Here is a 15691-nt window from a genome sequence, read left to right on the forward strand (position 1 = left end):
GCTCACGCACCCATTGCGCTGGTGACGGTGGAACTCTCCCGGAAACGGGAGACCGCCACCAGTCCCACCAGGAGGAAGACCACCGGGAGCAGCACCGCATTGCCCATCGCGGCACCGAAGCCGAGCGTCCCCTCACCCATCTGCATCACCGCGCCGAGGGCGGCCGCACCGAGTACCGCACCGACCTGCCGGGCGGTGTTGTACACACCCGAACCTGCGCCTACGAGGTCACCGGGCAGGTCGCGCAACGCGATCGTCGAGTTCGGGGCCCAGCACAACGAGTTCGCGAAACCGAGCAGCACGATCGGGATCAGGAGCCAGCCGACGGTGGCCTCGAGATGCATCGCCACACCGAACGACAGCATCGCCGCGATCATCGCGGAGAAACCGATCCGGGAGATCCGGCCCGGCGCGACCCGGTCGGTGACCCGTCCGATCAAGGGCGCCATGATCACCGAGATCACGCCCATCGGTACCAGCATCAGACCTGCGACCTGCGCGGACAGTCCCTGACCCACCTGCAGGTAGAGCATGATCGGCAGGTTCACGGCGTAGACCGTGAAACCCAGCGTCGCCACGGCGGTCACTCCGAGGGTGAAGTTGCGGCGGGTGAACAACCCGAGCGGGGCCAGCGCCTCGGTGCCGCGGGCCGTCGCGGTCCGCTGCAGGCGCACGAACATCCCGAACGCCACGATCCCGATACCGAGGACGACCCACACCCACACGGTCCAGCCGAGATCGGGACCCTGCTGCAGGGAGAAGATCACGCCTGTGACCGCGACCAGCGAGACGACGGCGCTCAGCACGTCGATGCGACGCGCCCCGGTCGGCAATCTCGGCACGTACCGCGCGACCATCACCAGAGAGATCAGGCCCAGCGGGATGTAGACGAAGAAGACCCACCGCCACCCGCCGGTACCGACGAGCACCCCACCGAGGACGGGACCGAACAGACCCGCCGAACTGGCCACCGCGCTCCACACGCCGGTGGCGGCACCGCGCCGGTCGTGCGCGAAGATCCGGTGGATGATGCTCAACGGTTGCGGGTTGATCAGCGACCCGCCGAGCCCCTGCACCGCACGCAGCGCGATCAGCCACTCGATCGTCGGAGCCATCGAGCACGCAAAGGCCGCGGCCGTGAAGATCGCCATGCCCACCAGGTAGACGTTGCGCTGACCGAAGCGGTCACCGAGACGACCGGTGACCAGCAGCGGCACCGCGAAGGTCAGCAGATAGGCCGCCGACACCCACACCACCTGATTGATGCTCGCGTCCAGATCCTCGCGGATGCGCGGCAGCGACACCGCGACGAGCGACTGGTCGAGCAGGGTGATGAACAGCCCCACGCACAGGGCCGCCAGCGCACGCCAGGCCCGCGGCTCGGGGATCGGGGCAGCGCTGCGTCCCGCAGCCGACGCACTCACTCCTCGACCGTGATCTCCGCGGCGTCGTCGTAGAAGCACACGTATCCCTCGATGTACTCCATGCCGGGGAACGGCTCGGGATACGACCATGCGACGTTCTCGGCCGGCGGCGTGCCGGAGAACGACCAGTACCGGGCGACGCCCTTGTAGGGGCAGCTCGTCCGCCACTCGGATTCCTCGAGCACCGAGAAGTCGACGTCCTCGGGCGGCAGGTAGTAGCGGGTCGGGAGGCCGGTCTCGAACACGAGCACGGGGTTGCGGGTCTCGGCGACCACGACGTCGCCGATGGCCACCCGCACGTGCCGGGAGCTGCGCAGGGCGTCGACGCGGTGATAGGGGTCGCGCGGATGGGTGAACACTTCGGTCTCCTCCTCGAACCACCGTTCGCCCTCGTCGACGTCGTCGCCCGGACCGGTCTCGCCCCACCGGAACCACTGGAAGACGAGACGGTCGTCGAGCCCGTCGACGTCGAGCTGGCAGACCGGTGAATAGGCCCGATGGTCGCCGACGACGATGTCGTACCACTGCCACACGTCCTGCCGGGAGCGGCTCGGCGACAGGGACGCCGAGATCAGGTCGAGCCGGACGTCCTCGCGGGGGAAGGCATAGAACGGGACGGGCTTGCCGGGCGCCCACACCAGCACCGCTCGGGTGCTGTCGACGACCGTCCGGCCGAACCACTCACCTCTGATCCTGCGATCGACGGGTTCGTAGAGGTAGTCGTCGGTCTCCGACGGCCGTCGGAGCACAGCGGTCTTGCGGGCAGCCATACCTCGACCGTATCGCGCCCGTCCAGGGACGGGACGAATCCTCGGACCCGACCCATCCGCTCGACGACCGGCTCCGAATACGGGGAGAGACGGCGTGAGGGCCGTCACCCGAACCGACCGACACGATCCACTACGCACGCCCACGCGGCTCGAGCAACGACCAGAGGAAGACCGAGCATGCCCAACTACGAAGCCCGGCAGAACGAGAATCGGCACCCGCACCCATCCGTAGGTTTCCTCCAGCTGTTCATGGAAGCGCGCACGCGCACGGAGCAGACGACCCCCCGCGCGCAGGGAGGCAAGGCGTGAGGTCCGTCGGCGGCCCCGTCGAGTCCGTCGTCGTGGTGGGCGCGGGCCTCGCGGGACTGTCCGCGGCGCTCCACCTCACCGGCGCCGGCAAGCGCGTCACCGTCCTCGAACGCGAGGACACGGTCGGTGGTCGCGTCGGTACGTACCCGGTGTTCGAGGACGGGCGGCACCTCTACGACATCGACAACGGTGCCAGCGTGCTGACGATGCCGAACCTCATCGCCGACGCGCTCGCGGCCGTCGGGGAATCCTTCGGCTCGACCACCCCGGCACTCGACCTCACCCCGCTCGCCCCCGGCTACCACGCGCGCTTCGCCGACGGCACCGCCCTGAACGTGTACTCCGATCCGGACGAGATGACCGCTGAGATCGCGCGCGTGTGCGGTCCCGACGAGGCCGGCGGGTACCGGCGGCTGCGCCGCTGGCTCGCGTCGATCTTCGACGCCGAGTTCGACCGCTACATCGACTCCAACTTCGATTCGCCGCTCGACCTCGTGTCGACACCCGCGGCACTGCGCGACACCGCCAACCTCGTCCGGCTCGGCGGCTTCGGCCGACTCGGATCGCGCGTGGGGTCGTTCATCAAGGACGAGCGGCTCCGGCGCATCTTCACCTTCCAGGCCCTGTACGCGGGCACAGCGCCGTCGACGGCCCTGGCGGTCTACGGCGCCATCGCCCACATGGACACCTCGCTCGGCGTCTACTTCCCGAAGGGCGGTATGTCCGCCATCGCCGCCGCGATGGTCGATGCGCTCGTCCGGGGTGGCGGCACCGTGCACACCGGGGTCGAGGTGTCGGAACTCCGCGTCGACGGGGGCCGCGCGAGGAGCGTGCGTTCTGCGGACGGCCGGGAGTTCGCCGCCGACGCCGTCGTCCTCACCGTGGACCTGCCGGTGGTCGACGATCTGCTGCTGCGTGCCGGGGTTCCGCCACGCCGGCGCGCCCGCAGCGCCACCGTCGCGTCGCCTTCGGCCGTCGTCTTCCACGGCACGGTGCCCACCGACGTGACGCAGGCCTGGCCGGAGTCCCACCACACCATCGATTTCGGTGCCGAGTGGGAGGAGACCTTCGCGCGGATCACCGCGCCGCGCGGCCGCGGCCGGTTGATGGCCGATCCGTCCCTGCTCATCACGCGACCCGCCGTGACCGATCCGTCCCTGCGGGTCGTGCGGGACGGTGTGGAGTGCGAACCGGTCTCGGTGCTGGCGCCGTGCCCGAATCTTGCTGCCGCACCCCTCGATTGGGGGCGCCTCGGCAAGCCGTACATGCGGGAGATCCAGCAGGTCCTCGAGCAGCGCGGCTACCGGGGACTCGCGAGTTCCATGCGGGTCGACCACATCGACACCCCGCAGACCTGGGCCGACAAGGGCATGCTCGACGGCAGCCCCTTCTCGGCGGCGCACCTGTTCCGGCAGACCGGGCCCTTCCGCCGCCCGAACCTCGTGCACGGCGTCGACAATGTCGTCCTCGCCGGGTCGGGTACCACGCCGGGTGTCGGCGTCCCGACCGTGCTCATCTCCGGACGTCTTGCCGCAGAACGTATCTCCGGTGGTGCGACTGCCGGGCCCACGACGATGTCGATTCCGATGGAAGCAGGTGCGGTTGCTCATGGGTGAACTCGACGGGATCGATCCCGATCTGCACGAGGCGTATCAGCTGTGCCGTGAGCTCAATCGGCGTCACGGCAAGACCTACTTCCTCGCGACCCGCATCTTCCCGGCGTCCAAACGGGCCGGGGTGCACGCCCTCTACGGTTTCGCGCGGATGGTCGACGACATCGTCGACGTGAAACCGGTCGACGCGGCGCCGGTTCTCGACGCGCTCGAACGCCGTCTGTCCGACGCGCTCGGGGGCAGGCCGCCGACCTACGACGAATTCGGTCTCGTGCTGCGGGCCCTCGTCGACACCACGCAGCGGTACGACATCCCGCACGAGTACTACTACGCCTTCCTGCGATCGATGCGGATGGACATCCCCGGCACCGAACTGTTCCGCTCGCGGTACCGCACGATGGACGAACTGTCGGAGTACATGTACGGCTCGGCCGCCGTCATCGGGCTGCAGATGCTGCCCATCCTCGGGATCGAGGGCGCACGCGAACGGGCCGAGGCCCCCGCCGCCGCACTCGGTGAGGCCTTCCAGCTCACCAACTTCATCCGCGACATGGGTGAGGACCTCGACCGCGACCGCATCTACCTGCCCACCGGCATCCTCGCCGCCTTCGACGTGGACGAGGACCTGCTGTGGCACTGCCGCCGGACCGGGCAGCGCGACGTGCGGCTCGAGCGCGCCCTCGCGCACCTGATCGCGCACACCCGTTCGATCTACCGTGTGGCCGAACCGGGCATCGACCTGCTCGACCCCAAGGTGCGTCCCGCGATGCGGACCGCCTTCGTCCTCTACGGCGACATCCTGCGGGCGGTGGAGGAGAGCGGATACCGGGTACTCCACCAGCGCGCACGCGTGTCGCGGCGCCGGCGCCTGTCGGTGGCGGCACCACGGCTGGCCTCGGCCGGTTGGACCACGCTGCGTTCACGGTCGAGACTGGGGACGCCCACCGCGCCGCTCGACCGGTGAGGCCCGCCCGGCCGAGCCGGCATTCGGACACGAATACAGAACAGGACAACACATGGAACAAGTCGTGCTGCTCGACGACGCAGGTCGCGCGGTCGGGATCGAACCGAAGGCCACGGTGCACACCACCGACACCCCGCTGCACCTCGCCTTCTCGTCGTACGTCTTCGACCCCCACGGCAACGTTCTGCTCACCCGGCGCGCCCTGGACAAGTCGACCTTCCCCGGTGTCCTGACGAACAGCTGCTGCGGTCATCCGGCGCCGGACGAGCCGCTCACCGAGGCCGTGCGCCGCCGGCTGCGTCAGGAACTCGGGCTCGACGTGCACGACATCGAGGTGGTCCTGCCGTCCTTCCGCTACCGCGCGGTGATGGACAACGGGATAGTCGAGAACGAGATCTGCCCCGTCTTCCGCGTGCTCTACGACGGGCCCGCGCCGGTCCCCGAGCCGTCGGAGGTGCACGACACCGAATGGGTCGACTGGACGGAATTCGCCGAGGACGTCGTCGAGGGACGCCGTGAAGTCTCGGTGTGGTGCCGTGAGCAGGTCGAGCAGCTCCGCACGCTCGGTCCCGACCCGCTGCGCTGGCCGGTGGCGTCTGCCGCGGATCTGCCGCACGCCGCGCCCGAACGCCGATAGGTCCGCACCCTTCTCTCGGGTCCGATCAGGGCCTCACGCCGGCCCAGGGCCGTTAACGTCGACCCTGTGATCGACCCGACCGTCCTGATCCGCACGATCGTCGGCGTCCTCGCCCTCGCCGCGATCTCGACGGCGGTGCTGTGGGCGTTCCGGGTCCCGCACCGATTCGCGCCGGTCGGTGCCATCGCCCGCGGTGCGGTCCAGCTCGCGCTCATCAGCGTCGTGCTCTCCGGCGTCATCACCGACGCCCGATGGGTCGCGGTGGTGCTCGTCGTGATGTTCACCGTCGCGTGGTGGACGGCCTGCCGGCGGATCGGGAACGCGGCCGTCGTGCGCGGGGCGACGGCCGCCGCGATGTCGACCGGTGTACTCGTCGCGGCGGGCATCGTCTTCGCGACCGGCGCGGTGGAGGCCACCCCGCGCTACGCGCTCGCGCTCGGCGGCATCATCATCGGCAACACCATGACGGTCGCGACCCTCGCCGGTCGCCGCTTCCACGAAACCGTCGACGACCACTGGCCCGAGGTGGAGGGATGGCTCGCGCTCGGCGCGACCATGCGGCAGGCGACCCTCTCACCCGCGCGCTTCGCCGTCCACGCGGCGATGATCCCGTCGACCGACCAGACGAGGACGACCGGCCTGGTGACCCTGCCCGGCGCGTTCGTCGGCGCGATCTTCGGCGGATTGTCGCCGGTGGAGGCCGGACGTTTCCAGGTGGTCGTGCTCGCCGCGATCATGGCGACGGCCTCGATCACGTCCGTGCTGATGGCGCTCGGCCTCGGTCGCGCCCTACGTCACCGCCCCGTCGTCGTCGTGTGAGACGGCGGTCTGCGGTGCGGGCGCCATCGGAGTAGGAGTGGATACAACCGCTGCCGAGGGAAGGATCGTCGATGCTGCTCGTAGCCAACCGGGGTGAGATCGCGTTGCGTGTCGTCCGCACGGCCGGGGAGCTCGGACTCGATACCGTCGCCGTCCACGCCACGGACGACGCCGACGCTCCGCACGTCCGCGCCGCCACGCGAGCCGAGGCCCTGCCGGGGTCCGGTCCCTCGGCCTATCTCGACCCCGACGCGATCGTCGGTGTCGCCCGGGCGACGGGATGCACGCTCGTGCATCCCGGTTACGGATTCCTCAGCGAGAACGCCGCCTTCGCACAGGCCTGCGCGGACGCCGGGCTCACCTTCGTCGGGCCGTCCCCGGAAGCATTGCGCATCCTCGGCGACAAGCGGGCCGCCCGCTCGGTGGCGGAGGAACTCGGCATCCCGGTGACCGCCGCCGTCGAGGCGACGGATCCGGAGTCCGTGCGGGCCTTCCTGCGCGACCGTCCGGGCGGGATCGTCGTCAAGGCACTGGCAGGTGGTGGCGGTCGCGGCATGCGCGTGGTCCGCGATGCCGCCGATCTCGACGAGGCGCTCCGGCTCGCCGCTGCCGAAGCGCACGCCGCCTTCGACGACGACCGGCTGTACGCCGAGGCGCTCGTCGAGCGTGCCCGGCACGTCGAGGTGCAGGTCGTGGCTGCCGAATCGGGGTCGGGTACCCGCGCGGTGGCGTCGGGCGATCGCGACTGCAGCGTGCAACGTCGGCACCAGAAGCTCGTGGAGATCGCACCCGCGCCCGATCTGCCCCACGCCCTGCGGGAGGCGCTGCACGGCGCGGCGGTCCGGCTGATCGGGCACGTCGGGTGCCACGGACTGTCCACCGTCGAATTCCTCGTCCACGACGACGGTTTCGTGTTTCTCGAGGTCAACCCCCGGATCCAGGTGGAACACACCGTCACCGAGGAGGTGACGGGCGTCGACCTCGTGGCGACCCAGATCGCGATCGCTCGCGGGGCGGGATTCGACGAACTCGGTCTCCCGGAAGGAATCACCTTCGACGGCAGCGGGATAGGCGGACGTCCTGCGGCGGCGCAGGGCATCGCGGTGCAGGTGCGCGTCAACGCCGAGATGCCGCGCGCCGACGGCATCGCCCTGCCCGCCGCCGGGACGCTCACCGCGTTCACACCACCCACCGGACCGGGCATCCGCGTCGACACCCACGGCCGGCCCGGCCTCGAGGTGACCGGACGTTACGACTCGCTGCTCGCCAAGGTCGTCGCGTACGTGCGCTCCGGCGACCGCGCGGCGGTCCTGCGCAAGGCGTCGACTGCACTCGGCGAGTTCGTCGTCGACGGTGTGGACACCAACCGCGACCTTCTGCAGAAGATCCTGGACGACAAGGAGTTCCGATCCGGAAGTATCCACACCACGTGGTTGGGGGAGCGGCTCGCGGATTTCGTCGACACCACCACGGCCGCGCCGGTGGAGTACACGGATCTGCGCGCCGACGAACACGCGGTGCGCGCCGAGATGGTCGGCACGGTCGTGGAGATCGCCCGCGCAGGCGACACCGTTCCGGCGGGTGCGCCGCTCGCCGTTCTCGACGCGATGAAGATGCAGCACGAGATCCGGGCACCCGGCAGTGCCGTGGTCGAACGTGTGCTCGTCGAGCCGGGCCGCACCGTCGACCCGGGCACGGTGCTCGCGGTGGTCCGCCTGTTCGACGCGGAGACCGCGACGGACGACATCGCCGCCGTCGACCTCGACGCCGACCGCGCCGACCTCGACGAGATCCGTCGCAGACACGAGATCACCACCGACGCGGCGCGACCCGAGGTCGTGGCGAAGCGGCACGGGCGGGGCCGACGCACGGCACGCGAGAACATCGCCGACCTCGTCGACGACGGCAGCTTCGTCGAATACGGACCGCTCGTCCTCGCCGCGCAGCGCGGCCGCCGCAGCGAGGAGGACCTGATCGCGAACACCCCCGCGGACGGGCTCGTCGGCGGCACCGCCCGGATCGGTGGGGCCGAGGTGGTCGTGATGTCCTACGACTACACCGTCCTCGCGGGCACCCAGGGCCGCAACAACCACCGCAAGACCGATCGGCTGCTCGAACTCGCCGCCCGGCGGCGGGTGCCGCTCGTGCTGTTCGCCGAGGGTGGCGGCGGGCGACCCGGGGACGTCGACGCCGGTTCCGGTGCGGGACTCGACCTGCCCACCTTCCGCTCGATGGCGTCACTGCGCGGACGCGTGCCCACCGTCGCGGTCGTCTCCGGCCGCTGCTTCGCGGGCAACGCCGCGCTCGCCGGGGTGTGCGACGTGCTCATCGCGACCCCCGACGCCACTATCGGCATGGGCGGTCCCGCGATGATCGAGGGCGGAGGGCTCGGGGTGCACCGCCCCGAGGACATCGGACCGATCGACGTGCAACGCCGCAACGGGGTCGTGCACGTCGCGGCGCGCGACGAGGCGCACGCCGTGGACGTCGCCCGGCGATATCTCGCCTACTTCACCGCGCCGCACGAGGACCGGCAGGCACCCGACCCGCGTCTCGCGCGACATGTGGTGCCGGAGAACCGTCTCCGCGCCTACGACGTGCGATCGGCGATCGACGCGATCGCCGACGTCGGATCGGTGCTCGAACTGCGCCCGGACTACGGCGTCGGCATCGTCACCGCCCTGATGCGCGTCGAGGGCGCCGCCTACGGTGTGCTCGCCAACAGCAGTGCCCACCTCGGCGGGGCGATCGATGCCGAGGCCGCCGACAAGGCCGCGGATTTCCTGGAGATGTGCGAATCGCACCGGCTGCCCGTGGTGAGTCTGTGCGACACACCGGGATTCATGGTCGGACCGGAATCGGAGAAGGACGCCACCGTGCGCCGCTTCGGACGCTTCTTCGTCGCCGGCGCACGCCTGACCGTCCCGTTCGGCATGATCATCCTCCGCAAGGGTTACGGCCTCGGCGCGATGGCGATGGCGGGCGGGTCCTTCCACGCACCCGAATTCACCGTCGCGTGGCCGACGGGGGAGATCGGCGGAATGGGACTCGAGGGAGCCGTGCGTCTCGGATTCCGCAAGGAACTCGACGCCGCGGAGACACCCCGGGAGCGCGAGGAGCTGTTCGACCGGCTCGTCGCCCTCGCCTACCAGCAGGGCAAGGCCCTGCAGGCGGCGACGAGCTTCGAACTCGACGACGTCATCGACCCCGCCGACAGCCGCGCCTGGATCGCGCGACTGGTGCAACCGCGGTGAAGCCGGGTATGCGACAGCCATGGTGACCTATCCCGGCGCGCAGGAGTACGTACCCGACAGCCGCGACCTCGCCGAACTCGCCGCCGCGTCCGCGGGATGCCGGGGATGCGATCTCTACAAGGCCGCCGAGCGGACGGTCTTCGGCGCAGGGGTGCGCGACGCGCGCATGCTGTTCGTCGGCGAACAACCGGGCAACGAGGAGGACCTCGCGGGAGAACCGTTCGTCGGGCCCGCGGGGCACCTGTTCGACAAGGCCCTCGAACGCGCGGGCATCGATCGCGGCACGGTGTACGTGACCAACGCCGTCAAGCATTTCCGCTTCGACCGGTCCGCCAACGGCCGCAGACGGATCCACAAGAAACCGTCGGGTGGGCAGGTCGCGGCGTGCCGCCCGTGGCTCGAGGCCGAGCTCGATGCCGTCCGCCCCGACGTGGTGGTGTGCCTCGGAGCCACCGCCGCGCAGTCGCTGCTCGGCAAGGACTTCAAGCTCACACAACACCGCGGTGAGGTCCTGCATCTGCCCGAGGAGCTGTGCGGGTCGTGCGATCCGGCGGTGGTCGTCACCGTGCACCCGTCGGCGGTGCTGCGGGCGAAATCGCAGCGCGACGACATGTTCCGCTCGTTCGTGCAGGACCTGGAACGCGCGGCAAGCCTGTGACGACTCGGCCGTCGTCGGCTTGTGACGGCTCGGCCGTCGTCGGCTTGTGACGGCTCGGCCGTCGTCGGCTTGTGACGGCTCGGCCGTCGTCGGCTTGTGACGGCTCAGCCGGTGGTCGCGAGCCCCGCTGCGAGCCCGAGCGCCACCGACATCGCGCACACCTCGAGGACGGCGTTGCGCAGCGACTCCTCCTCCGGCAGGCGGTGCGTCGAGGCTGCCGGGAGCCAGTTGCGCCGCCAGTTCCACGCGAGCCCGAGCAGGGCGCACAGCACGATCGCCTTCGCGAGCACGACGCGTCCGTAGCCGGTGCCCAGTAGCGCAGAGACCGAGCCGAGCCGTACCGCCGCGTCGACCACGCCCGTGATCACCAACGCCACCACGCACCGCACGGCCAGCTGCGAGTAGCGCGGTAGCAGTTCCGCCCACGCTCCGCGGCCCCGCACGGTGACGGCCAGCGCCACGAGCACCCCGAACCACACCGCGGCCGCGAGCACGTGCACGGCGTTGAACAGCGACCCGAGCGGTTGTTGCGCCATGTGGCCGGTGACCGGGCGGGCAATCAACGCGAGCGCCGCGGCGACGAGCACCGGCAGGGTGGACCACGACGCCGACCGGCGGTACGCCACCGCGGCGACGACGACGATCGCGGCGATGCACACCCACGCCGACGCATCCACGCGGCCCGTGGTGGTGGCCAGGAACTGCCCGAACCGCCCCACGTCCACATCTGTGGCGGGAACGTCGGCGGCGGTGGACGCGGCCCAGGCGAGGTCGATGCTCGCGAGCGCGAGCCAGACACCGCCGAGCGCGGCGATCGTGCGCCACAGCGTGTCGGAGGAGACCGCGGGACGGCGTTGCCGCTGCACCATGACCGCCAGGACCGCGAGTCCGAGCACGGTCGAGCCGACACACAGCCCGATCGCCCGCACCGAACTCGACGGGGCGGGCAGGGCGAGGGAACCGGCCACGGCGATGCCCGCGACGGTTCCGAAGGCAACGCCGGCAGCGGCCACGACGAGCCACTGCCGGCGTTCCGGGATCATGCGGGTCAGGCCTTCGGCTTGCGCAGCGCGAAGGCGAGACCTGCGGCGACCACGACGACACCTGCGACGACGAACCACCACACGGCCGGTCCGCTGCTGTCGCTCTCGCCCGACTCCGCGCCGGTCTCGCCGGTCGCGGTGTCACCGGATGCCGCCTCGCCGGGCGTGCCGGTTCCCTCCTGGGTGAGCGTGAAGGTGCGGGTTCCGCTGACGGGATGTCCGTCGGCGGAGGTCACCCGGTAGGCGATCGTGTACTCGCCCACGGGGCCGAGGCCGTCGAGTTCGACGGCTGCGGTCGCACCCTCGATGATCGGGTCGCTCTTCGACCACAGGTTGCCGTCCGGCCCGACGACGGTCAGGGCCGCGAACTGCTCCTGCAGGTTCTCGTTGAACGTCACGGTCACCCGATCGGGTGCCTCGGCGATCTGCTCGCCGTCCTCGGGCGAGCTCGACAGCACCACCGAGTGGGCGGACGCGGAGCCGACGGACAGGGTCAGAGCCGCGATCACCGCGGTGAGGAGAACGAGGATGCGCTTCATGCCCGCCGCCCCCGGACCACGGCGCCGAGGCCGAGTGCGGCACCGAGCGCGCCGAGCACCAGGCCGATACCGCCGAGCCAGCGCGCGGTGCTGTCGGTGGTGGTGCCCTCCGACGCCGCGGCGGTCTCACCGGTGTCGGTGACGTGCGCGTCGCCGCTGCCGCCGTGCCCGTCTCCGCTGCTCGCGGCGAGGGTCAGGCTGGGGGCGGGACGCTCGGGCTCCTCGTCGCCGGTCGCGATCTCGTCCCACGCCACGACCTCGCCGTCGCTGTAGGTCTGGATCGCGGGGAAGGTGACCTCGTCCTCGTCGGGCAGCGGCCCGACGGACAGGACGAACTGCTGGAACTGGCCCGGCCCGACCTGCACGTCCGGCTCGGCGGTCCACGTCACGGAGGTCGCGAGCTGCGACTCGGGATCCTTCTCGACGGTCGCCGTCCAGCCGGGCAACGGCTCGGTGCGCGCCGAGCGCAGGCCCGGAAGCTCGACGGTGACGGCCGTCGTGCCGGCGGTCTCGGACTCGGTGGGGACCCGGAAGGTCAGGACGGTGTAGCCGCCCTGCTCGGCCCCGGGTGCGACGACGGTGACGTGGGCGGAGGCGATGCCGGCGCCCGCGACCATCAGCGCAGCGGTTGCTGTCGCGCCCACGAGGGCGCGACGGGAGAACTCGAACATGTATGGGTCTTTCTCGTGGTTGGAGGATCGATCGTCACAGCGCAGCCGTGGCGAGCGGTGGTCCTCTCCGCGAGATGGCCGGGGGTGCACGTCCCCACACGAGCCGGTCGGTCGACGAGGTGGGAGCGAGCACGGCGGGTGCGGCGACCCGGGGGCCGCGCAGCAGCACGACCCGCAGCGCGGTGCCGCACGCCGCGTATACGTGGGCCGCAGCGGTGAGCAGCACCGCACATACGGCGACGGCGAGCATGTGGGCGCCCAGCATGGACACCGACAGGTGTTCGTGGCCGGGCACCAGCACGGTGAGCGCGACGTGCGTGGCAGCCTGCCCACCGGCGAGGAGCACGAGCGGTGACAGCGACGGCTGGTGCGCGCCGAGGATCCCGACGATCGCCGCGACCGCGACCAGCAGTACCGCGACCGGTCCCGTCGGCACACCACCGCCGGCGGCGCCGTGGGCGGCCACCGCCAGCACCGCGGTGGCGATGCCCGCGGTGGTGCCGAGAACGGTCGGGTACCTGGTCACTGTCGGTCGTGCTCGTTCCTGATGTGCAGGCCGTATCAGCGCACGCCGAGGCGCGCGAGCAGATCCGCTTCGATGCCGTCGAGTTCCGACGAGATCGCCGCGTGCGCCGACTTCCGGCGCGCGGCCGGCATCTGCTCGGCCGTCTGCACGGCGGCGGTCAGATCGGTGAGGCGCTCGCGGGTCGCGGTGGCGAACTTCTGCGTCTCCGCGTCCTTGGGGTTGCGCTGCTCGACCTTCGCGAGCGACTGTTCCGCACCTGCGATGCGGGCACTGAGCCGGGCACCGTGACCGGTGAACGAACCCAGTTCCTCGATCGGCACGCCGAGCTGCTGCGCGCGACGCGAGTCGAGCTGACCGCGCAGCGCCGTCACGGCCTGGTAGACGATCGGGACGAGCACCGGCGCGAGCAGACGCGCGACGCCGAGATAGCGGCGCACCTTCGCCGCGGTGAGTCCCTGGTTCTCGGCGGCCTTCTTCTGTGCCTTGAGGGTCGCGAGCTGTTCCTTCTCGACCTTGGCCTGCGACCTCACGAGTTCCTGGTCGAGCTTGACCTGCGACTTCGCGAGCTTCTTGTCGATCTTCGCCTGGGTCTTCGCTGCCCGCCGGTCGTTCTCGAGCCGATTCTTCGCGACCAGCCTGGCCTCGAGCTTCGCCTTGGTCCTCAGCGCCTTCGCTTCCGCCCTGCGAGTCGCGCGACGCTTCCGTGTGAACAACCCCATCGAACAGCACCCTCCATTCGGTACGACACGACGCTCCGGCGCCCCGCGTCAGCCTAACGTGACGGTGCTGCTGCGAGCCGTCGCCTGTGCAGGGAATACCCTGGAATGTCGTGGACGCAACCGGAGAACTACCGCGGCCCGAACGCGGAGTGTCACAGCGCACAGCCGTCTCCCTCGAGGCCGCTGCGCTGACGAGGTGCCGCCACCGGGTCTATCTCGACGCCACCTTCCCCGACGAACTCGCAGGTGCACCCGAGAATCCGGGTGCGCGGCAACGCCAGGAGGCGGCGGCTGCGCATCGCGAGGCGATCCGCCAGACGCTGTTCGACGCCGACCCGGACGGGTGGGTGCTCGTCGCCCCGGAAGGGCCGATGTCGCAGCGCGCCGAGCGCACCCTCGACGCGTGCCGCGCGGGAGCCGACCGCATCTGGGGTGCGGTGCTGCCGAGCGAACCCGACACCGGACGCCGCGGCCGCTCGGAGATCCTGCTGCGCGATGCCGAACGCGGCGGCTACATCCCGGTGATCGTCGTCAACCACAAGGTCACCGATCCCGGACGCGGCGCGCTCACCACCGACCTGTTCGCGTGGGCACCCGCCGTCGACGAGACCCGCAAGGTGCGCAGTCAGGTGCGCGACCAGATGCGCCTCGCGCACCTGTACCGGATGCTCGAACGTCACGGACTCGCGAGCCCTGCGAAGGTCGCCGGCGCGATCGGATACGGCGGCGACTGCATCCTCGTGCACGATCTCGACCAGATCCTCGACGACTACGACGCCCGCCTGGCGGACCGACTCGAGATCGCGCGGGGTCTCACTCCGACGGCGCCGTCGCAGATCGGCGAGTGCAAGACCTGCCCGTGGTGGGACCGCTGCCGCGCCGAACTCACCGTCACCCGGGACGTGTCGCTCGTCGCGCCGGGGCAACGCGCCGCCGTGCTGCGCGAACTCGAGGTGCACACCATCGACGGCCTCGCCCGGTGGGAGGGTGAGGAACCCGAGGCGTGGCCGCAGGGTTCGTTCGAGGACGCGATCGTCACGGCGCGGGCGTGGATCGCCGGTGCGCCGCTCGTGCGTCGCTACCGGCACGTGCACGTCCACCGCGCCGACGTCGAGGTCGACATCGACATGGAGAGCTACCACGAGCACGGCGCTTATCTGTGGGGCACGCTGCTCAATTCGGGATCGTCCTCCGAGTACATCCCGTTCGCGACGTGGGATCCTGTGCCGACCGACGACGAGGCGCGCTCGTTCGCCGAGTTCTGGCGCTGGCTGTCGGATCAGCGGCGCGCGGCCGAACGTCGCGGGAAGACCTTTGCGGCCTATTGTTATTCGCGGTCGGCGGAGGACAAGTGGTTGCTGTCGTCGGCGCGGCGGTTCCACGGATTCCCGGGTGTGCCGGAGTTCGCGGAGGTCAAGGCGTTCATCGGTTCGAACGAGTGGGTCGACATCTTCCAGGCCGTCACCGACCAGTTCGTGTGTCCGAATGGCAAGGGGCTCAAGAAGATCGCACCGATCGCGGGGCATCACTGGCGCGACGCCGAGGCCGGGGGTGAGGCGTCGATGAGCTGGTACCGCGAGGCCGTGGGTATGGCGGGCGAGCCCGATCCGGCGCAGCGTGTGCGGTTGCTCGAGTACAACGAGGACGACGTGATCGCCACGAAGGTCCTGCGCGAGTGGATGAGCGATCGCGCGGTGCTCGACATCCCGTTCGTCGAGGACCTGTAGCGCAGAGCATGCCACGTG

15 protein-coding genes are annotated in these 15691 nt (G+C 70.6%); 8 read left to right on the forward strand and 7 right to left on the reverse strand.

Annotated elements, in window-relative coordinates; translation table 11 throughout:
• Window positions 1-2 precede the first annotated feature (2 nt).
• Window positions 3-1424: a DHA2 family efflux MFS transporter permease subunit gene (locus AC0LPE_RS00545; protein WP_490605423.1), complete on the reverse strand. Its 1422-nt coding sequence runs from the start codon at window positions 1422-1424 to the stop codon at window positions 3-5.
• On the reverse strand, window positions 1421-2194 hold the full coding sequence (locus AC0LPE_RS00550) for a DUF427 domain-containing protein (protein ID WP_016695392.1): 774 nt from the start codon (window positions 2192-2194) through the stop codon (window positions 1421-1423). Before AC0LPE_RS00550 ends, AC0LPE_RS00545 begins: the two co-directional genes overlap by 4 nt.
• Before the next feature lie 177 nt (window positions 2195-2371).
• Between AC0LPE_RS00550 and AC0LPE_RS00555 the strand changes: the two genes are divergently transcribed.
• The 7 genes from AC0LPE_RS00555 (at window position 2372) to AC0LPE_RS00585 (ending at window position 10448) form a co-directional block, all read left to right on the forward strand.
• Window positions 2372-2503, forward strand: a complete 132-nt coding sequence (locus AC0LPE_RS00555; RefSeq protein WP_257785283.1) for a hypothetical protein — start codon at window positions 2372-2374, stop codon at window positions 2501-2503.
• Entirely contained in the window at window positions 2500-4119 is a 1620-nt protein-coding gene (gene crtI / locus AC0LPE_RS00560; RefSeq protein ID WP_490605424.1) for a phytoene desaturase family protein, read from the forward strand. The genes AC0LPE_RS00555 and crtI overlap by 4 nt, the downstream gene beginning before the upstream one ends.
• Entirely contained in the window at window positions 4112-5080 is a 969-nt protein-coding gene (locus tag AC0LPE_RS00565) for a phytoene/squalene synthase family protein (protein WP_490605425.1), read from the forward strand. Before crtI ends, AC0LPE_RS00565 begins: the two co-directional genes overlap by 8 nt.
• 52 nt (window positions 5081-5132) lie before the next feature.
• A complete protein-coding gene (idi, locus tag AC0LPE_RS00570) occupies window positions 5133-5717 on the forward strand; it encodes an isopentenyl-diphosphate Delta-isomerase (protein ID WP_016695396.1) in 585 nt (194 codons plus the stop codon).
• 66 nt (window positions 5718-5783) lie between these two features.
• Entirely contained in the window at window positions 5784-6536 is a 753-nt protein-coding gene (locus AC0LPE_RS00575; protein ID WP_145690291.1) for an ABC transporter permease, read from the forward strand.
• A gap of 71 nt (window positions 6537-6607) precedes the next feature.
• Entirely contained in the window at window positions 6608-9790 is a 3183-nt protein-coding gene (locus AC0LPE_RS00580) for an acetyl-CoA carboxylase family protein (RefSeq protein WP_490605426.1), read from the forward strand.
• A 19-nt stretch (window positions 9791-9809) separates the two neighbouring features.
• On the forward strand, window positions 9810-10448 hold the full coding sequence (locus AC0LPE_RS00585) for a UdgX family uracil-DNA binding protein (protein ID WP_016695399.1): 639 nt from the start codon (window positions 9810-9812) through the stop codon (window positions 10446-10448).
• Window positions 10449-10552: 104 nt separating this feature from the next.
• Here AC0LPE_RS00585 and AC0LPE_RS00590 read toward each other — a convergent pair whose 3' ends face one another.
• The 5 genes from AC0LPE_RS00590 to AC0LPE_RS00610 are packed head-to-tail and all read right to left on the reverse strand — an operon-like array spanning window position 10553 to window position 13946.
• Window positions 10553-11491, reverse strand: coding sequence for a copper resistance D family protein (locus AC0LPE_RS00590; RefSeq protein ID WP_088896856.1), 939 nt, complete (start codon window positions 11489-11491; stop codon window positions 10553-10555).
• A gap of 5 nt (window positions 11492-11496) precedes the next feature.
• A complete protein-coding gene (locus tag AC0LPE_RS00595) occupies window positions 11497-12030 on the reverse strand; it encodes a copper resistance CopC family protein (protein ID WP_016695401.1) in 534 nt (177 codons plus the stop codon).
• The gene (locus AC0LPE_RS00600) at window positions 12027-12701 is read right to left on the reverse strand and encodes a YcnI family copper-binding membrane protein (protein ID WP_490605427.1); all 675 of its coding nucleotides are present in this window, start codon (window positions 12699-12701) and stop codon (window positions 12027-12029) included. The genes AC0LPE_RS00595 and AC0LPE_RS00600 overlap by 4 nt, the downstream gene beginning before the upstream one ends.
• A gap of 34 nt (window positions 12702-12735) precedes the next feature.
• Window positions 12736-13227: a hypothetical protein gene (locus AC0LPE_RS00605; RefSeq protein ID WP_024102630.1), complete on the reverse strand. Its 492-nt coding sequence runs from the start codon at window positions 13225-13227 to the stop codon at window positions 12736-12738.
• Between the two features lie 35 nt (window positions 13228-13262).
• Window positions 13263-13946, reverse strand: coding sequence for a DUF6474 family protein (locus AC0LPE_RS00610; protein ID WP_490605428.1), 684 nt, complete (start codon window positions 13944-13946; stop codon window positions 13263-13265).
• Window positions 13947-14095: 149 nt separating this feature from the next.
• Between AC0LPE_RS00610 and AC0LPE_RS00615 the strand changes: the two genes are divergently transcribed.
• Window positions 14096-15673: a TM0106 family RecB-like putative nuclease gene (locus AC0LPE_RS00615; protein ID WP_145690777.1), complete on the forward strand. Its 1578-nt coding sequence runs from the start codon at window positions 14096-14098 to the stop codon at window positions 15671-15673.
• Window positions 15674-15691 lie beyond the last annotated feature (18 nt).

It is taken from the genome of Rhodococcus sp. S3 (assembly GCF_058211795.1).